Here is a 17244-nt window from a genome sequence, read left to right as displayed (position 1 = left end):
TCTGGCCCGGGCTCGGACTCGGCGGTCTGCTTCTGGGCCTTCTTCTGGTCGGAGGTGTCGGCCATCTGCGTGCTCTCTTCCTCGTGGAGTGGTTCGGGGGTTCGTGCCGCGGGGCCCTGCGCAGGGGCCCCGACGGCCGGTCAGACGTGGTCGGTGCCGGGCGGCGGCGCGGAGCCGCCGGAGGGCCCGGCCGGGCCCGGCGCCGTCGGGGTGCCGTGCAGGGCGGGCCCCTCCGGCGACCGGGGGCCGGTGAGCCGGACGGCCGGGCCGAGGGCCCGGGAGTAGACGTCGAGGAGTTGTTCGGCACTGCGCGCGATGTCGTAGCGGCGCACCACGGGCGGCGGGGGCAGCCTGGTGGCCCCGGCCTCCATGTGTCCGCGCAGGGCGGCGACGAGCTCCTCGGTGCCGGTGCCGATGCGGCGGGCTCCCGGCGCCTGCGCGGGCGGCAGGTCGTCGATGGCGGGGCAGGTGACGTGCAGCACCGGCAGGCCCGCGGCGAGCGCCTCGACCACCGCCAGCCCGAAGGCCTCCTCCCGGGACGGCGACACGAACACGTCCATGGCCGCCAGCAGCGACGGGATGCCGGGGGTGCGGCCGTCGGCACTGTCGCCCAGCGGATCGCGTTCGCCGAGCAGGTGGATCCGGCTCTGGGCGCCGAGCTCGGCGGCGAGGCGGCGCAGCGCGGAGCGTTCCGGGCCGTCCCCCACCAGCAGCAGGTGGGCGCCGGGGAGGGCGGCGACCGCGCGGAGGAGCACGTCGAACCGCTTGCCGGGCACCAGCCGGCCCACGCCGCCGACGACGAACGCCCGCTCGGGCAGGCCGGTGCGGGCGCGGGTGGCCCGGCGTACGGCGGGGTCGAAGCGGAAGCGGCCCGCTTCGATGCCGTTGGGTACGACGTGCACCCGCGCGGCGGGCACCCCCCAGCCGTGCAGGCGGGCGGCCACCGTGTCCGAGACGGCGACGGTGGCGGCGCCCAGCCGCTCGCTGGCCAGGTACAGGGCGCGGACCCCGCCGGACAGCGGCCGGCCCTCGATCTCGCCCTCGCCCAGGGAGTGTTCGGTGGCGACGGTGGCGCCGACGCCGGCGAGCCGGGCCGCGAGCCGCCCGTACACGCAGGCGCGGTAGAGGTGGGTGTGGACGAGGTCGTAGCGGCCGCGCCGGATGAAGTTGACCAGCCGGGGCAGGGCCCGCAGGTCCCGGTTGCCGCGCATGCCGAGGTGGACGACGCGGATGCCGTCGGCCCGCAGCCCCTCGGCGACCGGGCCGGGGTTGGTCAGGGTCAGGACGTCGCAGCGCATCGGCAGGTGCCGCAGCAGCAGCCGGAGTTGCTGCTCGGCGCCGCCGATGCCCAGTCCGGTGATGATGTGCAGCGCCTTGACGGAACCCGCCGTCTCCCCCGGGCGCCCGTCGCCGGTCACGGGAGCACCGCCGCGCGGAGCTGCCGGGCGCGGTGGCGGAGCTGCTTGGCGCGCAGCCGCAGGGGGCCGTCGGCCTGGCTGACGTGGGTCCGCGGCAGGGCGTACGTGCCGGCCAGCCGTCCCGGTGCGATGGCGCAGGCGTAGGAGTAGCCGGCGGCCCGGGTGGCGGCCAGGACCCTGCGGTCGACGGTGCCGTAGGGGTAGCAGAAGCCCTCGGGCAGGGTGCCGGTCAGCTCGTGCAGCAGTTCCCGGCTGCCGCGCAGTTCCTGGGCCAGGACGTCGTCGGGGCAGGCGGTGAGGTGCTGGTGCACCAGGCCGTGCGAGCCGATCTCCTGCCCGGCCGCGGCCACTTCGCGGACGCCCTCGGCGGTGAGCAGGGCCTTGCGGGGGCCCAGCGGGTCCCAGACGTTGTCCACGCCGAGCCGGCCGGGCAGCACGAACAGGGTCGCGGAGCAGCCGTACCCCTGGAGCAGCGGCAGGGCGTGGGTGAGGAAGTCGGCGTAGCCGTCGTCGAAGGTGAGGCCGACGAGCCGGTCGGCACGGCCGGCGGCGCGGGCCCGGCGGAGTTCGCCGACCGAGACGCCGCGCAGCCCGCGGGCACGCAGCCACTGCAGCTGGGTTTCCAGGGCCTGCGGGGTGACGGTGATGCCGTACGGGTCCTCCGCCGGGTCGGTGAACTCGGCGACGGAGTGGTACATGAGGACCCACGGGGCCGGGCGGCGGCGGCCCGGCCCGGCCGGTGCGGCCCTGCGGGCCGCTTCGGTGTCGGTCTCAGCGGACATGGCGGAACCTCTGCGTGATCTGGGCGGGAAGGGCGGTCACTTCGAGCGCCCGTATGGCCGTGCCGGTGGCGGCGAACATGGCCGGGACCAGCAGGCAGCCCAGGGCGGCGCTGACGAGCGGGTCGGGGATCATGGGCCCGGCCAGCCAGCCGGTGCCGCAGGCCGCCGCGGCGGCGACGGAGAGCCGGCCGAGGCTGATGCCGACCCTGCGGACCTCGATGGCGATGATCCGGGAGCCGAGTCCGGTGAGCAGCAGCGCCGCGGTGGTGGAGATGCCCGCGGCGTTGGCCGCGGCGATGCCGTACGTGCCCCACCAGCCGGCGGCGAACGCCCCGGCGACGATGTTGACCAGGAGCCCGGCGCCCATCGCCAGGGCCGGGAACCAGGTGGGCCGGGCGGTGGAGAAGAACGGCCGGGACAGCGCGCCGACCAGGCAGTGGCCGAGCAGGCCCACCCCGTAGACCCGCATGACGGCCGCGGTGGCGAGGGTGTCCTCGCGGGTGAACGCGCCGCGCTCGAACAGCACCTGGATGATCTGCGGGGCGTACCCGATGACCAGGGCGGTGCCCATCAGGACGGCCAGCGAGGCCAGCGCCAGGTCCTGCTCGATCCGCCGCCGGGCCTTCTCGCGTTCGCCGCCGGCCATGGCCTGGGCGACGACCGGGAAGGTGACGGTGCAGATCATCAGGGACAGCACCATCGGCATCTGCGCGACCTTCTGCGCGTAGTTGAGGTGCGAGATGGCGCCCGGCGGGAGGGAGGCGGCGAGGAACCGTTCGACGAGCACCTGCGACTGCCGGAACACCGCGAAGAAGATGACCGGGGCGATGACCCCGAAGGCGATCAGGGTGGGCCGGTCCCGGTCCCGCTGGGCCCGGCTGGCGCGGGCCCGGGTCGGGCCGAAGCCCACGTTGCGGACGAACGCGGGCAGCTGGACGAGGACCATCAGCAGCCCGCCGCAGGCCACTCCGAGGGCGGCGGCCCGCACCCCCCAGGCTTGGTGGAGCGCGACCATCGTGCCGATGATGCCGACGTTGTACGAGACGTAGATCGCGGCCGGGGGCAGGAAGGACCGGTGCGCGCGCAGGGCCGCGCTGAAGTACCCGGCGATGCCGAAGGACACCACGGTCAGCGCGGTCAGCCGGGTGCACTCCACGGCGAGCCGGGGGTCCGCCAGCCCGGGCGCGAGGACCCCGACGACCAGCGGCGCGGCGACGACGAGGACGGAGGCCACGGCGGCGAGGAACACCAGCAGCCGCGGCAGGGTCGCCCCGACCAGCAGCCGGACCGGGTCCTGGGCGCGCGCCTCCCTGCGGGTCAGCCCGGCCCGGCTGGCGGACCGCCGGGCCAGGGCGTGGCTGAAGGCCGGGACCATCAGCAGCGCCATGGCGTCCTCGATCAGCAGCGTGGACGCCATCTCGGGGACGGTCCAGGCGATCAGGAAGGCGTCGCTGTCCGGACCGGCGCCGAACAGGTGCGCGATGGTCTGGTCGCGGACGAGCCCGAAGACGGCGCCGGCCGCGGTGAGTCCGGCGGTGACGGCCGCCGCCTTGGCGAGGAACCGGCCGAGCGGGGCCGCCCGCTGGGACTCCTCGCCCTCCCCGCGCCCCTCCCCCCGCCCCGCCCGACCGGGGCGTCCCGGACCGCCCGGGCCGGGCCCCGGGTCCGCGTGACCGGAACCCGCGGCCCCGGGACCGGACCCGGTACCGGACCCGGACCCGGTACCGGGCGGCGCCGGGACCGGGACGGCGGCGGGGCCGCGCAGCAGCCCGCCGGACTCCGGCGGGTGCGGCGGACGGCCCGCAGCCGCGGCGAGGTCGGTCGCCGCGGCTGCGGGCCGCCAGGGCGTGGTATCCGTCACCGGCCGGCCGCACCCTCGCGTACGGCACGGCCGGCGGCCGGGGCGGTGTCCGTACCCAGTGCCCACCAGGCCGCGAGGCCGATGATCACCCCGGTGAGCACGGTGGAGGGCCCGCCGATGTCCGCGTACAGGAAGTTGGTGCTCTGCCAGACGAACAGGCCGACCGCGATCAGTCCGCAGTCGCGGAAGCGGCGGGCGGCGGGGTCGGGGGCGGCGATCCGGCGGATCCCGGCGACCAGCAGCACCGCCCAGCCGCCGGCCAGGGCCAGCAGGCCGATCAGGCCCTGCTCGCTGAGGATCAGCAGGTACATGTTGTGCGGCGACAGCAGCGGCTGGCGGACGTAGCCCTGGCCGGCGCCGGCCGTGTCGCTGCCGGAGGACAGGCCGAGCGTGGCGTGGCCGTCGCGGTGGGCGGGGAAGCCCTTGAGGCCGACCCCGGCCGCGGGACGCTCCTGCCACATGGAGGAGGCCGCCGCCCACATCGTGTACCGGTCCGTCACGGACTGGTCGGGGGCCGATCCCACCTGGGTGATGGAGGTGAGCCGCTCGGCCATCATCTCCGAGCCCACTCCGAAGCCGCCGACCAGCACCACGCCCGCGGCCGCCAGTGCCAGCAGCACCTTGACCGCGCGCCGGATCCCGGCGAGGACCATCACCACCAGGGCCGCGCCGAACGTGGCGATCCACGCGCCCCGGCTGAAGGACAGCACCAGCGGCACCACCAGCAGCAGGGCGACCGCCGAGGCGCCGCGGGCGGTGCGCCGGCCCGCGCCGGGGGCCAGCGCCAGCGCGGTCGCGATGACCAGCCCGTACGCCACGACGGTGGCCATGCCCATCACGTCGCCGGGTCCGAAGGTGCCCACCGCGCGGATGTCCTCGCCCTGGTAGGAGGCGCCGGTGTGGGTGGCGTACTGGACCACCCCGACCGCGCCCTGCACCAGCGCCAGCGCCACGAAGCAGCCCGCGGCGAGCCGGAACTCGCGGGCGTCGCGCACCAGCAGCACCACCGCGGCGGGCACCAGCACGAACACCTGGAGGTAGCGGACGAACCCGGGCAGCGCGGCGTACGGGTCGCCGGCCGTGGCGGTCGCGACGGCCAGGCCCACCGCCGGCACCCCCAGCACCAGCGCGGCCAGCCTGCCGAGCCGGTTGGCCTCGCCGCGCAGCGCCCGTACCGCACAGACCGCGACCAGCAGCAGCGAGGCGGCGTCGGCGGGGGTGACCTTGCCGGAGGCGGTGGCGTCGCCCGCGGGCAGCGGGGCGACCAGCAGCAGGACGGTGGCGACCAGCGGCAGCAGCGGCCAGTGCTCGCGCAGCAGCCGGCCCGGACGCCCGCCCGGCGGGGCGGACCGGGCGGACCCGGCGGACGGCGCGGATTCGGCGGATCCCGCGGATGTGACGGGTACGGCGATGGCCATCGTCAGCTGCCCCCCAGCCGGAAGCGGAAGAAGGAGGCCGCGGTGCGGGCCAGGATCCAGAGGTCCTGCCACAGCGACCAGGTGTCGATGTAGTGGTTGTCGAACCGGGCGCGGTCCTCGATGGAGGTGTCCCCGCGCAGCCCGTTGATCTGGGCCAGTCCGGTGATGCCGACCGGCATCCGGTGCCGGGCCTCGTACCCCGGGTGCAGGCTGGTGAACTTCGCGACGAAGAAGGGACGTTCGGGGCGGGGACCGACCAGGCTCATGTCGCCGCGGACCACGTTCCACAGCTGCGGGAGCTCGTCCAGGGAGGACTTGCGCAAGAAGGACCCGACCGGGCTCATCCGGCGGTCCCCGGCGACGGTCCACCGGGTCGCGGACTCGTGCTCGTCCGCGCGCAGGGTGCGGAACTTCAGCAGGGTGAAGGGCCTCCCGTACAGGCCCACCCGCTCCTGACGGAAGATCACCCCGGGTCCGTCGGACAGGCGGACGGCCAGCGCGCAGGCACCGATCACCGGCGCGGCCAGCACCAGGGCCACCGAGGCCAGGGCGGTGTCGATGAGCCGCTTGGTCCAGCGCTCCAGCGGCCGCGAGGGCCGGGGCAGCAGCGGCTGCACGGCGAAGCCCCAGAGCTGGTCGGCGGGTTGGGTCACCCGCATGCCGGTGATCTTGGCGGTGCCGGTCGGGTCGGCGAGCCAGAGCCGGCAGCCGTGGTCGTGGAAGAGCCGGACGAGCGAGGCGGTCCGCTCGTCGGACTCCGGCGGGCGGGTGAACACCGCGTCGCGGACGGCGTTCTGGATGACGGCGCGGCGTACGTCCTCGTGGGTGGAGAGCATCGGCAGGACCGCGCCGTCCTCGACGTCGGGTCCGTCCGTTCCGGTCTCGGCGACGCCGACCGGCCGCAGCCCGTACTCGGGCCGCCCGTGCAGGGCGGCGGCCACCGCCGCGGCACCGGCCCCGGGGCCGACCACCAGCGTGGATCGCGGCCTGCGCACGGCCGTGCGGTGGCGCAGCCGGTGGACGAACCCCCGCGCGGCGCAGACCAGTACGGTCTGCAGGCAGACGGCCCCGGCCAGGGCGCTCCAGCCGAGGGCGGCGGCGGGGTCGACGGCGGCGACGGCCGCGGCGGCCACGCACCACAGGACGGCCGCCCGCCCGGCCAGAGCGGGCAGTTCGAGCAGGGCGGAGGGTGCGAGCCGGGGCCGGTAGAGGCCCGCCTGTGCGTGCAGGGCGGCGAGCAGTACGGCGACGGGCAGGGCGGCCTCGCCGGGCAGTTGGAGCCCGGGGGCGGCCGTGGCGGTCGCGACGGCGGCCAACGCGTCGGCGGTGACCAGCGGCCCCAGGCCCTCGTGGTGGCGGGCGCGCTGCGGCCGGACGGCCGGGCGGGCCGACTCGGCCTTGGGCCCGCGCGGCGGGTGGATGGCGGTCACCGAACGGCGCACGGCGGTGGCGGGCTGCGTGCCGCCCCGCCCGGTGTGGGGTGCGTGTGCACTCTCCGTCGTCATCGGCTGTTGCGCTCCTGGTTCAAGGGCTGGAGGTCCTCGTCCCGGCCACGCCGGGGGGACCCCCACCGGCGTAGACAGTGGGAGGGCCCGGCCAGCAGTTCGTGGTACAGGCCGGTGACCGCGTCTGTGGCCCGCCGCACGTCGAAGTCGGTCCGGGCGTGCTGCTGCGCCTGCCGTCCCAGCCGGTCGAGCAGGTCCGGGTCGGCGAGCAGTTCGCCCAGGGCCTTGGCCAGGGGCGTCGGTTGCTCCGGCGGTACCAGGCAGAGCCGTCCCTGGCCGGGTGGCAGGCTCTCCCGGGCACCGCTGACGTCGGAGACCAGGACCGGCCTGCCGCACGCCATCGCTTCCAGCGGGGCGAGCGCCATGCCTTCCCAGCGCGACGGCAGTACAACGAGATCGGCGGCCCGAAGCCACGGTCGGATGTCTGCGGCGGCACCCGGGAAGAGCACGCCGGGCGGGGCCGCCCGGCGCAGCCGCTCGGCGTCGGGGCCGTCGCCTACCAGGGCGAGCCGGGCACCGGGGACGGTGGCCAGCACCTCGGGCCAGGCCCTGAGCAGTACGTCCTGGCCCTTCTGCTGACAGAGCCGGCCCACGCACACGGCGAGCGGCCCGTCGCCCCGGAAGGCGGCGGGGAGGTCCAGGCCGGCGCGCGCGGCGGCCTTGTCCTGTGCGGGGTCGGGGCCGGCCGGCCGGAAGTGTTCGAGGTCGACCCCGTTGCGTACGACGGCCCAGTGGGCGTCGATTCCGGCCGATTCTCCGGCCCGGCGCTCGGCCTCGCTGACGCAGAGCACCCGGTCGGCCCAGCGCGCGCCGAACCGCTCCCAGCGCAGGGCGAGGGCGGCGGTGGTTCCGCCGACCGCGTCGAAGGACCAGGCGTGCGGCTGGAAGAGGGTGGGCAGGCCGCCGCGGACGGCGAGCCGGCCCGCGAGCCCGGCCTTGGCGCTGTGGGCGTGCAGCAGGTCGGGCCGGACCAGGCGGACCAGGCGGGCGGCGCGGAGGGTTTCGGCGGCGAGCCCTGGACCGGGCGCGCGGCCGGCGCGCCAGGGGTGGACCTCGGCGCCGGCCTCGCGGGCGTCGGCGGCGAGGCGTCCGCCGGGCGGGCAGGCGACGACGGGCCGGAGTCCGGCTGCCGCCTGGGCTCGTACGAGGTCGGTGACGACGCGGGCGACACCGCCCTCCACCGGTTGGACGAGGTGGAGGACGGTCACATGTTCTGACTGCACGTGGAGTGGACTTTCGTACGTCAGCGGCGGGCGTCCGTCTGGAGGAAGAGCACGCCGAGGAAGTGTCCCTGACTTTCGCCGGCGAACCGGAAACTCAGGCTGCGGGCACCAGCGGACAGGGCGGGACTCAGATCGAAGACGTCCGCGTCGTATCCGAGGTTATTCACATGTTCGGGAAGTCGCCTGAACGGGGGACGCCCGAATTCTGTGATAGTAGAATTCATCACATCATTGAAGGGGTTTTCGGGGTCGCTCAGACTCACCCGGCGACCGCTGTCCGCGGTCACGGTGAGTGAGTCGCCGAGCGTTCCGCGGTCCCCGTCGTAGCCGACGACACCGGCCTTCCCGGCGCCCCGCGCCGGCACGTCCAGCCCGTCGACCAGCACCGTGGGCGCGGGAGCGGCCTCGCCGCCGGCCGCGGCCACCGAGTCGAAGCCGTCCCACAGCGAGACCCGGCGCAGTGGCTCCTCCGCGTGCTCGTACGCGGCCACCAGCGTCCAGCCGCCCCAGGCCCCCACCGCGGAGTGCCCCATGGCGATGTTGAGCTGGGAGACCGTCCACATCCCCGCTCCGCCCTTGCGGACCAGCGAGGTCACGTCGGCGGAGGCCTGGTAGGCGTCGCTCCCGGCGTCCGTGCGGTGACCGATCACGGTGTCCGCGATCACGTCCTTGTACGCACCACCCGGCTCGGCGACCAGCACCCGGCCGTTGTCCTCCGGCGGCTTCTGCTCGCCCACCCGGAGGTTCCCGCCCCAGTACAGGCGGGCGTAGGCGATCTTCGCCCCCTCGGGCACCAGCAGCTCGGCCCGGGTGGAGTTGTACGTGTCGGGGTCCTTGTCGACCTCGCTGTAGAACATCTCGTACTCGCCGTTGACCCCGGCCGCGCCCCGCTTGACCTCGGCACACGGCTCGGCCTTCTCGGCCTCTTCCCGGCGGCAGCTGATGCCGGAGTTGGACGCGCGCACCAGGCCGCCGTGGAGGACGGCCTGATAACGCTGGGTGAACTGGATCCGGGGCAATTCCTTCGGCCCGGGAGCGGCGGCCGCGGTGCCCGCCGGGAGGTGGAGGGAAAGAGCGAGGGAGGACAGCAGACCGAGTACGCCGAGGATTCTTCGGGAGGAACCCATGACCCCGTCTCCATTTTCGATCATTGGGACGAAACAGGTTCCGCACTTTGTCAGAAATCGCGCTCGAAATCACGTCGGACTCGCTCGTACGGCCTTTTGGGCGATCAGGCGCACCCTCATGCGCGGCGAGTCGTTATGAGGGTGCGACGCCGTTCGAACGGCGCCCCCATCCGCCCGTCAACGCGGGTCCCCCGGTAGCGACGTCCGGGTGAACACACGCAACCCGCGCCGGAGCCGGTCAGTTGATCCGGTTGCTCCTGTACCGGGCAATCCTGCAGAAAAGGGACGACAGTGATCAAGAAGATGATGGCCTCGGCGGCGGTTGCCGCCACCGTCGTGGGTGTGGGCTCGACCCAGGCGATGGCTATCGGCAACGACAACGGGATCAACACCGTCAACGGCAACGGGGCCGCGCAGATCTACGGCAACCAGGCCACGTACGGCCACATGAGCCCCCAGATGGCGCTGATCCAGGGCTCCCTGAACAAGCCCTGCGTCGCCCTGCCGGCCAAGGTCAACGCCCAGTCCCTGCTGGCCCTCGTCAACGTCGGCGTCCAGGACATCCCGGTCCTGTCCAACCCGATGAACCAGCAGTGCACCGAGAACTCCACCCAGGCCAAGGGCGACGAGCCGCTCTCGCACATCCTGGACAACATCCCGATCCTCTCGGGCAACGTCTCCGCGAACAGCTGACCCGGCTCCACGGGCGAGGCCGCCGCACCTTCCGGGGCGGCGGCCTCGCCGCGTGAACACCCCCTTCCGGCCGGCGGGAATTCCGCCGACACCACCCCCACGGCAACCGAGTGAAATAGCCCCGGGCTCCACGAAATATCCGGTTTCTTTTTCCGGGACAGCTCGTTGTTAATTCTGCAGCGGCAGAACGCCGCTACGGGAAGGATCGAAAAGAAATGACGTACAAGAAGGCAGTCGTGCTCGCCGCCGGCGTCCTGATGGCCACCGGTGCCGCCGCCCCCGCGATGGCCGACTCCGGCGCGATCGGTACCGCCGCCAACTCCCCCGGTGTCGCCTCCGGCAACCTGGTCCAGGTCCCGGTCCACGTTCCGGTCAACGTCTGCGGCAACACCGTGAACATCATCGCGCTGCTGAACCCGGCGTTCGGCAACACCTGCGTCAACGACTGACCCGGCGCCGAACCAGCGCCCGCGCCCGCAAGGGCAAACCTCCTCGGGGTGGCCTCGGAGTGCACGGCGGTGCACTCCGAGGCCACCTTCGATTCAGCGCCGGCCCGCAGCGCCGGCAGACAGGGAAGGACCCATGCGACAGGTACTCAGCCGACAGGTACTGGGCAAGGGGGTGCTCACGGCCGCGGCTGCGTCGAGTCTGCTGTCGATCGCGGGCGGCGCGGCGTACGCGAGCCCCGGCGCCACCGCCGAGGCCGCGCACTCGCCGGGCGTGCTGGCCGGCAACAGCGTCTCGGTGCCCGTCACCTTCGCGCCGAACGTGTGCGGCAACTCCGTGAACCCGGCCGGCGCGCTGAACCCCTCGTTCGGCAACGACTGCGCGACCGTGACCGGCGGCGAAGCCGACTTCGACTACGAGCGCTACCTCAGCCCCGAGCACGCCGAGGCCTTCGAGCGCTACCTGGACGAGCGGCCGCACCGGCCCCGCCAGCCCTCGCACGAAGCCCCCGCCCACGCCGCGCCGGACCACGGCCCCCGCCACGAGCCGCGCCACGAGCCCCGGCACGAGCCGCAGGGCCACGGGTACGGACACCAGGGCGACGGCCCGCGCGGCGACGGCGGACCCGGTCACCACCACGACCACGACCGCGGCCCCGGCCCCGCCCCGGCCGAGGAGGAGTGCGACGACCACCCGGCCCCGCCGGAGGCGCACCAGCCGCCGGCACCCCCGCACGCCGGCCCGCCGCCCGAGCCCCACCCCGTACCCCTGCCCGAACCCGTGCCCGTGCCCGACGTGGAGCCCGAGCCGACGCCGGTCCACGAGGAGGCCCCGCCCGCACCGCTGCCGGCCCCCGAGCCCGCCCCGGCCCCGGTCGCCGAGCCCCCCGCGCCCGAGGCCCCGGCGCCCGCACCGCCCCGGGGGAGCCAGCTCCCCGAGCGCCCGGCGGCCCCGCTGCCCGCCCCCGAGGCCGTACCGGTGGTGGACCAGCCCCCGGCCCCGCCCGCCGGGGACCGCCCCATCAACGTCGAACCGGCCCCGGCCCCGGACGGCGGGCCCGCCGTCAGCGCCCCGGCCCCGCTGCCGGCGCCCACCCCGGCCCCGCTGCCGGCGCCCGCGCCCGCCCCGGCGCCGGCGCACCTGACCGCGCCGGTGCTCGCCGAGACCGGCGCCGGATCCCCGGCCGCCGCGGCCGCCCTCGCCACCGCCCTGCTCCTCGGCGGCGCGATCCTCTACCGGCGGTCCCGGATCAACTGACACACGCGGTACAGCCGCTCATCGGAAAAGCAGCGAAAAGCCGGCGGCCGGAGAATCCCCCACGGATTCTCCGGCCGTCTCCGTTCGAAAAGAACCGGCCGCAGAGTTTCTGCGGCCGCGCCGCCTCGTTACCCAGGGCGATAGTGGCGCGAGGGTCGTCACTGGAAAAGGATTCCGATAATGAAGTACACCAAGGTCGCCGCCGCCGTGGCCGGATCCGTCGCCGCGCTGGCGGCCCCGAGCGCCGCCTTCGCCGCCGACGGCCCCGCGATGCCGCCCATGAGCGTGACCGGCGGAGTGACCGAGACCCTGAGCGCCGTCGCGCCGCTCTCCCAGGACCTGCCCCAGCACGTCGGCAACGGACTGGCCGAGCAGAACGAGTCGGTGGACAAGGTGGTGGGCACGGTGCAGGGCGTGAACAAGGTCCGCAACAACGCCCCCGGCGAGGTCCTGGAGTCCGCGAACCTCGCCGGGCAGGTCCTCCCGATGCTCGGCGGCCTGCACGTGAACGGCAACGGCTGACCGCGCCCCGCGCACCCCGCGTACGACCGTGGGCGCCACCGGCGATGCCGGTGGCGCCCACGATTCGGATCCGGAGGGGGACCGGGGGTCAGGCGTTGACGCAGGTGTTGCCGAACGCCGGGTTCAGCGCCGCGATGACGTTCACGGTGTTGCCGCACACGTTGACCGGAATGTGGACCGGGACCTGGACCAGGTTGCCGGAGAGCACACCGGGGGAGCCGACGGCCGCACCGGCAGCCCCGGCGTCGGCGAGGGCGGCACCCGCGGCACCCGAGACAGCGAGACCGGCACCGGCGAGGGCTACGGCGGCCTTCTTGGCAGTGTTCATGGGAAGTGCACCTTCTGTTCGATGTTCTGCCCCGATCCGGGGTTCACACCGAGCGAAACGTGCGCTCCGCGGGGGATGACACGGCTCGGGCCGCGATCCGACCTGTTCAGCTCAATGGTCGTAACCGCGGCCCGGATCGGGCGTTACCGACTGCCGACCGGGATCGAGGGGACCTCCGGGATCTCGGGGATCTGCACGTCGGGGATCTCCGGCACGATCTCCACCGGCGTCCCCGGGGGCGTCAGCGGCGGAGGGGTGAGCGGCGGGAGCTGGGGGATCTCCACGCCGGGGATCTGCGGGAGGTCCACGCCGGGGATCGTCGGCAGCTTGATCTCCGGGAGCTTGATGTCGGGGATGCTGATCGGGGGCAGCGTGACCCCCGGCGGCAGCAGGCCCTTGATGGCGTTGAGGATGCCGTTGACGAGGTCGTCGATCGGCCCCGCGGCGGCAGCGGCCCGGGTCGCCCCGGCACGCTCCGAGTCGACGGCGCTCGCCGGGGCGGCCGCGCCGAAGAGTATGGCGGCGGCGAGGGCCGACGGGACCAGTGCGCGAGTCGCCTTCTTGAGCTGCATGGGCGTTCCTTCTGACGTGCGGGCGGGAACGGACCACGGGGTACCCGCGGAAGCTCCGGGGGCAGGTCCGTTTCCTCACCCACCGTGCGAACACCCGGTACGGAGCGCAACAGGATCTTGGAGGGCCGCCGCCCCCGCGCGTAGGCCGTACGGGTCGGGTGCGGGGTTCGTACGGGCTTCGCGCAGGCGTCCGCACGGGCCTCACCCGCGCCGGGGAAAAGGCCCCGGCGCACGGGCCGTTTGAGTGAAGGGCCGGAACCAACCCCGGGACGGGGCGGTTGACCAGGGCGCTCCGTCAGCGGGCACTCGTGCGACAGAAGGACCGAAATGCTCAAGAAGATCATGGCCACCACCGCCGCCACGGCCGCCGTTCTCGGCGTGGGCGCCACCATGGCCTCCCCGGCGATGGCCATCGGCAACGACAACGGGGTCAACACCGTCAACGGCAACGGCTCGTCGCAGATCTACGGCAACCAGAAGACCGCCGGCGCCCTGAGCCCCCAGCTCGGCCTGGTCCAGGGTTCCGCCAACAAGCCCTGCATCGGTCTGCCGGTCAAGGCCCAGGCGCAGTCGATCCTCGCCCTGCTCAACATCGGTGTCCAGGACGTCAACGTCCTGTCCAACCCGATGAACCAGCAGTGCGCCGAGAACTCCACCCAGGCCAAGGGTGACGAGTCGCTCTCCCACATCCTCAGCAACATCCCGGTGCTCTCGGGCAACGGCTCGATCGGCAGCTGAGACACCCCGTTCGGGCGAGGGCCCCGGCAGCCGCCAGCTGCCGGGGCCCTCGGCCGTCCGCGCTCCCCGCTCAGCCCGTCCAGAACTCCCACCAGCGGGTGAGGACCAGCATTCCGATCACCCCGAGGTGCAGGGCGGGCGGCGCCCAGCCGAAGTCCGTGAAGAACGTCCGGACCGGGCCGGGGGCCGGGAGCACACCGGTGCGCACGTTGTGGGCGGTGACGGCCCAGAACATCAGCAGGGTGGCCACCCAGGCGAGGCAGCACCACAGGCAGAGCGCGTTGATCTCGTAGAGGGACTGGACCATCAGCCAGGCGCAGAAGGCGGTGCCGAACGCGGTGCCGGCGTTCAGTCCCAGCCAGAACCAGCCGCGGTGCCGGGCCCCGGCCAGCAGGCCCGCGCCGACGCAGACCACGACGGCGTACCCGACCAGGCCCAGCATCGGGTTGGGGAAGCCGAAGACCGCCGCCTGGTCGCTCTTCATCACGCTGCCGCAGGACACCACCGGGTTCAGGCTGCAGGCCGGCTTGAAGGACGGGTCCTCCAACAGGTGGAACTTGTCGAGGGTGATGACCCAGGAGGCCAGCAGTCCGGCGGCCCCGGTGACGACGAGGAGCCAGGCCAGCGCCCTGGACGCGGCGGGCGGTTCGCTCCCGGTGGGGTGGCCGGCCGGGCCCTGCTGGCGGGGGACGCCGACGGTGCGGGTTGTGTTCACTGCCATGGCGCCCATAGTCCCGCGATACCCCGCAGACCGTGGTGAACCATGCGAACTCCGCCGCAAGTTGACCTGAAGGGGTGGGGGAACCCGGGGCGCTTCCCGGACGTTTTACCGAACCCCGGACGTGATGTCAGACCCAGGGGCTACGTTGTGCTTCCGCTAAGTGACTTGCAGCGACGGCCTGGAGACCCACCTTGAGCGATCCGTACGAGACAACCGAGGCCCACCTCGAACGACTCCTGGGCCGCGCCCTGAACTCCTTCGACCTGCCGGACCCGCTGGTCGAGCGCCTGGAAACGGCGCTGGCCCACAGCTCTTCGCTCCACACCGCGCACCACGAGGCCTCCGGCCGCTGGCAGGAGACCCACCGGCACACCTACCTGCTGGCCGACGGCGGTGCGACGGCCCTGTGGGAGCTGGTGTACCGCCAGGAGGACGATCCGGAGGTCCGATCCGAGGTCTTCGCCGGCCGGGAGGAGCTCGCCCTCGCGGTCGACCGGCTGTCCGGCGGGGAGCGTGCCCGGGGCGGCGGGTTCGTCCTGCTGCCGGAGGGCCCGGACGGCGCCGACGCGGCCGGGGACGACGTGGCGGCGCTGAGCGCGCTGTTCGCCGCCACGGCGGCGGCTCCGGCGCAGCGGCACCGGCAGTACGAGTACGCGGTCGACCAGTCGGCCGACCACGCGCGGCGGGTGCTGCGCCGGGCGGAGAACGCGGACCGCCCGGGCGAGGACACGGCCCGGCTGCTGACCGCCGCGTACGGGCACCGGATCACCCAGGTGTTCGGCGGCCGGCAGTGCGTGGTGGACGGCCGGGACGCCGGTTTCAGCCTGTACGAGCACGCGTTCCTGCTGCTGGACGGCTCCGAGTTCAGCCTGTGGGAGGTGGAGCACACCGCCACGCCGGACGGCCGGCACATGTGCGAGGTCTACTGCAGCGAGGCCGCCGCGCGCGGGGCGATGGAACTCCGGGCCAGGGTCCGCTGAGTCCCTGCCCCGGTACCGGTTGGCAGCAAGGCGAACGAAACGGGCATGCCCGCCCCGTGGTGGGGGTGGGCATGCCCGTGGGGCGGCCGGTGGCCGGAGGTCAGCCGGCGGGGACCTTCACCGGGTCGGGGGCGGCGCCGGGCTCCTCCGTGAGGGCGCCCGCCTCGGCCTCGTGGCCGACGCCCGCGGCCTGCTTCCGCGGCAGGGCGAACATCACGGTGAAGATGACCAGCATCACCGCGACCACCCACCACAGCGCGCTCCGGAAGGCCTCGACGTACTGCGGCCCGAAGACGTGCTCGTCGCCGATGAAGCCGAAGTAGACGACCGAGGTCAGGCCCAGGCCGAGCGCGTTGCCCATCTGGCCGGTGGTGTTGATCAGGCCCGACGCGGAGCCGGCGTGCTCGCGCGGCACCTCGGACAGCACGGCGTCGGTCAGCGGGGCGACGATCAGGCCCATGCCGACGCCCATCACCACCAGCGGGGCGGCCATCTGCCACGAGGCGATCTCCATGCCGAAGTGCTGGGACTCCCAGATGTAGAGGAGCACTCCGGCGGCCATGGTCAGCGCGCCGGCCTGGAGGACCTTGCGGCCGAACCTCGGGACCAGCTTCTGCACGGAGAGGCCGGCGGCCACGGAGACGGCGATGGAGAACGGGATGCCGGTGAGGCCCGCCCGCAGGGCGCTCCACCCCAGCCCCATCTGCATCATCAGCGTCCAGACGAGGAAGAAGATGCCGGTCGCGATGCCGAAGGTGAGCTGCACGGCGATGCCGGCGGCGAAGCTCTTGACCTTGAACAGGGAGAGCTCGACCAGCGGCGAGCCGTCCTTCTTGATCTTGTACTTCTCGTAGGCGACGAAGGCCGCGAACACGAACGGCACGGCGCCCATGCACAGGAAGCCCCACAGCGGCCAGCCGTTCTCCCGGCCCTGGGTGAGGGGGTAGATCAGCATGATCATGGCGAGGGTGGCGAGGATGACGCCGACCAGGTCCAGGCGCAGCGCCTTGGGGGCCTTGGACTCGGTGATGAACGCGCGGCCCAGGAGCACGCCCGCGATGCCCACCGGCAGGTTGATCAGGAAGATCGGCCGCCATTCGAGGCCGAAGAGGTTCCACTCGGTGAGCAGGGCGCCCAGCATCGGTCCGGAGACCGCGCCGAGTCCGACGATGGCACCGAACATGCCGAACACCTTGCCCCGCTCGTGCGGCGGGAAGGTGACGTGGACGATCGCCAGTACCTGCGGCACCATCAGGGCCGCCATCGCGCCCTGGAGCAGGCGGGCGGCGACGAGCATGCCGGGGCCGGCCGCGATGCCGCAGAGCAGCGAGGCGACGGTGAAACCGGTGATGCCGAGGAGGAAGAGCCGCTTGCGGCCGTAGATGTCGCCGAGGCGACCGCCGGTGATCAGGCCGGCGGCGAAGGCGAGGGCGTAACCGGCCGTGATCCACTGGATCGCGCTGGTCGAAGCGCCCAGGTCGGCCTTCATGCTGGGTATCGCGATGTTGACGATGGTGACGTCGACGAGGTCCATGAATGCGGCGGTCATCACGACGGCCAGAGCCAGCCAGCGGCGCCGGTCGGCGGTGGCTGCCCGGGCGGCGGCGTCCGGAAGGGTGTCGGTGCTCATGGAGCCAACGTAGACGGTATGT

Annotated in this window: 17 protein-coding genes; 6 read left to right on the top strand and 11 right to left on the bottom strand. The window is 73.8% G+C overall.

Translation table 11 applies throughout. The annotated features are described in order from the left end of the window. Positions 1-140: 140 nt before the first annotated feature. Genes ACFY61_RS17750 through ACFY61_RS17720 form a run of 7 tightly spaced genes read right to left on the bottom strand, consistent with a single transcriptional unit; the run spans position 141 to position 9334 of the window. Positions 141-1418 (bottom strand): glycosyltransferase, encoded by a 1278-nt coding sequence (locus ACFY61_RS17750; RefSeq protein ID WP_389472936.1) that lies wholly within the window; start codon positions 1416-1418, stop codon positions 141-143. Then, the gene (locus ACFY61_RS17745) at positions 1415-2200 is read right to left on the bottom strand and encodes a polysaccharide deacetylase family protein (RefSeq protein ID WP_389472933.1); all 786 of its coding nucleotides are present in this window, start codon (positions 2198-2200) and stop codon (positions 1415-1417) included. Before ACFY61_RS17745 ends, ACFY61_RS17750 begins: the two co-directional genes overlap by 4 nt. Next, positions 2190-4061 (bottom strand): murein biosynthesis integral membrane protein MurJ, encoded by a 1872-nt coding sequence (gene murJ / locus ACFY61_RS17740; protein WP_389472931.1) that lies wholly within the window; start codon positions 4059-4061, stop codon positions 2190-2192. The genes ACFY61_RS17745 and murJ overlap by 11 nt, the downstream gene beginning before the upstream one ends. Continuing rightward, on the bottom strand, positions 4058-5479 hold the full coding sequence (locus tag ACFY61_RS17735) for an O-antigen ligase family protein (protein ID WP_389472928.1): 1422 nt from the start codon (positions 5477-5479) through the stop codon (positions 4058-4060). Before ACFY61_RS17735 ends, murJ begins: the two co-directional genes overlap by 4 nt. A 2-nt stretch (positions 5480-5481) precedes the next feature. After that, positions 5482-6984, bottom strand: coding sequence for a sugar transferase (locus ACFY61_RS17730; protein ID WP_389472925.1), 1503 nt, complete (start codon positions 6982-6984; stop codon positions 5482-5484). Next, positions 6981-8207, bottom strand: a complete 1227-nt coding sequence (locus tag ACFY61_RS17725; RefSeq protein WP_389472922.1) for a glycosyltransferase — start codon at positions 8205-8207, stop codon at positions 6981-6983. Before ACFY61_RS17725 ends, ACFY61_RS17730 begins: the two co-directional genes overlap by 4 nt. Positions 8208-8227: 20 nt before the next feature. Continuing rightward, complete coding sequence (locus tag ACFY61_RS17720; protein ID WP_389472919.1) at positions 8228-9334, bottom strand: DUF3344 domain-containing protein; 1107 nt, start codon at positions 9332-9334, stop codon at positions 8228-8230. Between the two features lie 291 nt (positions 9335-9625). Between ACFY61_RS17720 and ACFY61_RS17715 the strand changes: the two genes are divergently transcribed. The 4 genes from ACFY61_RS17715 to ACFY61_RS17700 all read left to right on the top strand — a co-directional run bounded on the left by ACFY61_RS17715 (position 9626) and on the right by ACFY61_RS17700 (position 12253). Then, a complete protein-coding gene (locus tag ACFY61_RS17715) occupies positions 9626-10027 on the top strand; it encodes a rodlin (RefSeq protein WP_389472917.1) in 402 nt (133 codons plus the stop codon). A 215-nt stretch (positions 10028-10242) separates the two neighbouring features. Then, entirely contained in the window at positions 10243-10476 is a 234-nt protein-coding gene (locus ACFY61_RS17710) for a chaplin (protein WP_389472914.1), read from the top strand. Between the two features lie 133 nt (positions 10477-10609). Beyond that, a complete protein-coding gene (locus tag ACFY61_RS17705) occupies positions 10610-11731 on the top strand; it encodes a chaplin (RefSeq protein WP_389472912.1) in 1122 nt (373 codons plus the stop codon). A 180-nt stretch (positions 11732-11911) separates the two neighbouring features. After that, positions 11912-12253, top strand: a complete 342-nt coding sequence (locus ACFY61_RS17700; RefSeq protein WP_389472910.1) for a hypothetical protein — start codon at positions 11912-11914, stop codon at positions 12251-12253. An 88-nt stretch (positions 12254-12341) separates the two neighbouring features. Here ACFY61_RS17700 and ACFY61_RS17695 read toward each other — a convergent pair whose 3' ends face one another. Beyond that, positions 12342-12581 (bottom strand): chaplin, encoded by a 240-nt coding sequence (locus ACFY61_RS17695; protein WP_389472907.1) that lies wholly within the window; start codon positions 12579-12581, stop codon positions 12342-12344. Between the two features lie 143 nt (positions 12582-12724). Beyond that, positions 12725-13153, bottom strand: a complete 429-nt coding sequence (locus ACFY61_RS17690) for a hypothetical protein (RefSeq protein WP_389472906.1) — start codon at positions 13151-13153, stop codon at positions 12725-12727. A gap of 327 nt (positions 13154-13480) precedes the next feature. Here ACFY61_RS17690 and ACFY61_RS17685 point away from each other — a divergent pair, with 327 nt between their 5' ends. Then, positions 13481-13891 (top strand): rodlin, encoded by a 411-nt coding sequence (locus ACFY61_RS17685; protein ID WP_389472903.1) that lies wholly within the window; start codon positions 13481-13483, stop codon positions 13889-13891. Positions 13892-13961: 70 nt separating this feature from the next. On the opposite strand, the gene ACFY61_RS17680 is transcribed toward ACFY61_RS17685, so the two are convergent. Next, on the bottom strand, positions 13962-14621 hold the full coding sequence (locus tag ACFY61_RS17680; RefSeq protein ID WP_389472900.1) for a vitamin K epoxide reductase family protein: 660 nt from the start codon (positions 14619-14621) through the stop codon (positions 13962-13964). A gap of 182 nt (positions 14622-14803) precedes the next feature. Here ACFY61_RS17680 and ACFY61_RS17675 point away from each other — a divergent pair, with 182 nt between their 5' ends. Next, positions 14804-15592 (top strand): DUF6227 family protein, encoded by a 789-nt coding sequence (locus ACFY61_RS17675; protein WP_389472897.1) that lies wholly within the window; start codon positions 14804-14806, stop codon positions 15590-15592. Positions 15593-15692: 100 nt separating this feature from the next. Here the strand turns inward: ACFY61_RS17675 and ACFY61_RS17670 are convergent, their stop codons facing one another. Next, complete coding sequence (locus tag ACFY61_RS17670; RefSeq protein ID WP_389472895.1) at positions 15693-17222, bottom strand: MFS transporter; 1530 nt, start codon at positions 17220-17222, stop codon at positions 15693-15695. Between the last annotated feature and the right edge of the window lie 22 nt (positions 17223-17244).

The sequence above is a fragment of the Streptomyces sp. NPDC012888 genome, assembly GCF_042900645.1.
Taxonomy (GTDB): Bacteria; Actinomycetota; Actinomycetes; order Streptomycetales; family Streptomycetaceae; genus Streptomyces.
Note: the sequence above shows the minus strand (reverse complement) of the source record. Positions and strands in the feature narration are given on the sequence as shown.

Coding starts and splice junctions, on each gene's coding strand:
- ACFY61_RS17745 (WP_389472933.1), bottom strand. CDS start 2,200: ATGTCCGCTGAGACCGACACCGAAGCGGCCCGCAGGGCCGCACCGGCC.
- ACFY61_RS17735 (WP_389472928.1), bottom strand. CDS start 5,479: ATGGCCATCGCCGTACCCGTCACATCCGCGGGATCCGCCGAATCCGCG.
- ACFY61_RS17730 (WP_389472925.1), bottom strand. CDS start 6,984: ATGACGACGGAGAGTGCACACGCACCCCACACCGGGCGGGGCGGCACG.
- ACFY61_RS17720 (WP_389472919.1), bottom strand. CDS start 9,334: ATGGGTTCCTCCCGAAGAATCCTCGGCGTACTCGGTCTGCTGTCCTCC.
- ACFY61_RS17710 (WP_389472914.1), top strand. CDS start 10,243: ATGACGTACAAGAAGGCAGTCGTGCTCGCCGCCGGCGTCCTGATGGCC.
- ACFY61_RS17705 (WP_389472912.1), top strand. CDS start 10,610: ATGCGACAGGTACTCAGCCGACAGGTACTGGGCAAGGGGGTGCTCACG.
- ACFY61_RS17700 (WP_389472910.1), top strand. CDS start 11,912: ATGAAGTACACCAAGGTCGCCGCCGCCGTGGCCGGATCCGTCGCCGCG.
- ACFY61_RS17695 (WP_389472907.1), bottom strand. CDS start 12,581: ATGAACACTGCCAAGAAGGCCGCCGTAGCCCTCGCCGGTGCCGGTCTC.
- ACFY61_RS17690 (WP_389472906.1), bottom strand. CDS start 13,153: ATGCAGCTCAAGAAGGCGACTCGCGCACTGGTCCCGTCGGCCCTCGCC.
- ACFY61_RS17685 (WP_389472903.1), top strand. CDS start 13,481: ATGCTCAAGAAGATCATGGCCACCACCGCCGCCACGGCCGCCGTTCTC.
- ACFY61_RS17680 (WP_389472900.1), bottom strand. CDS start 14,621: ATGGGCGCCATGGCAGTGAACACAACCCGCACCGTCGGCGTCCCCCGC.
- ACFY61_RS17670 (WP_389472895.1), bottom strand. CDS start 17,222: ATGAGCACCGACACCCTTCCGGACGCCGCCGCCCGGGCAGCCACCGCC.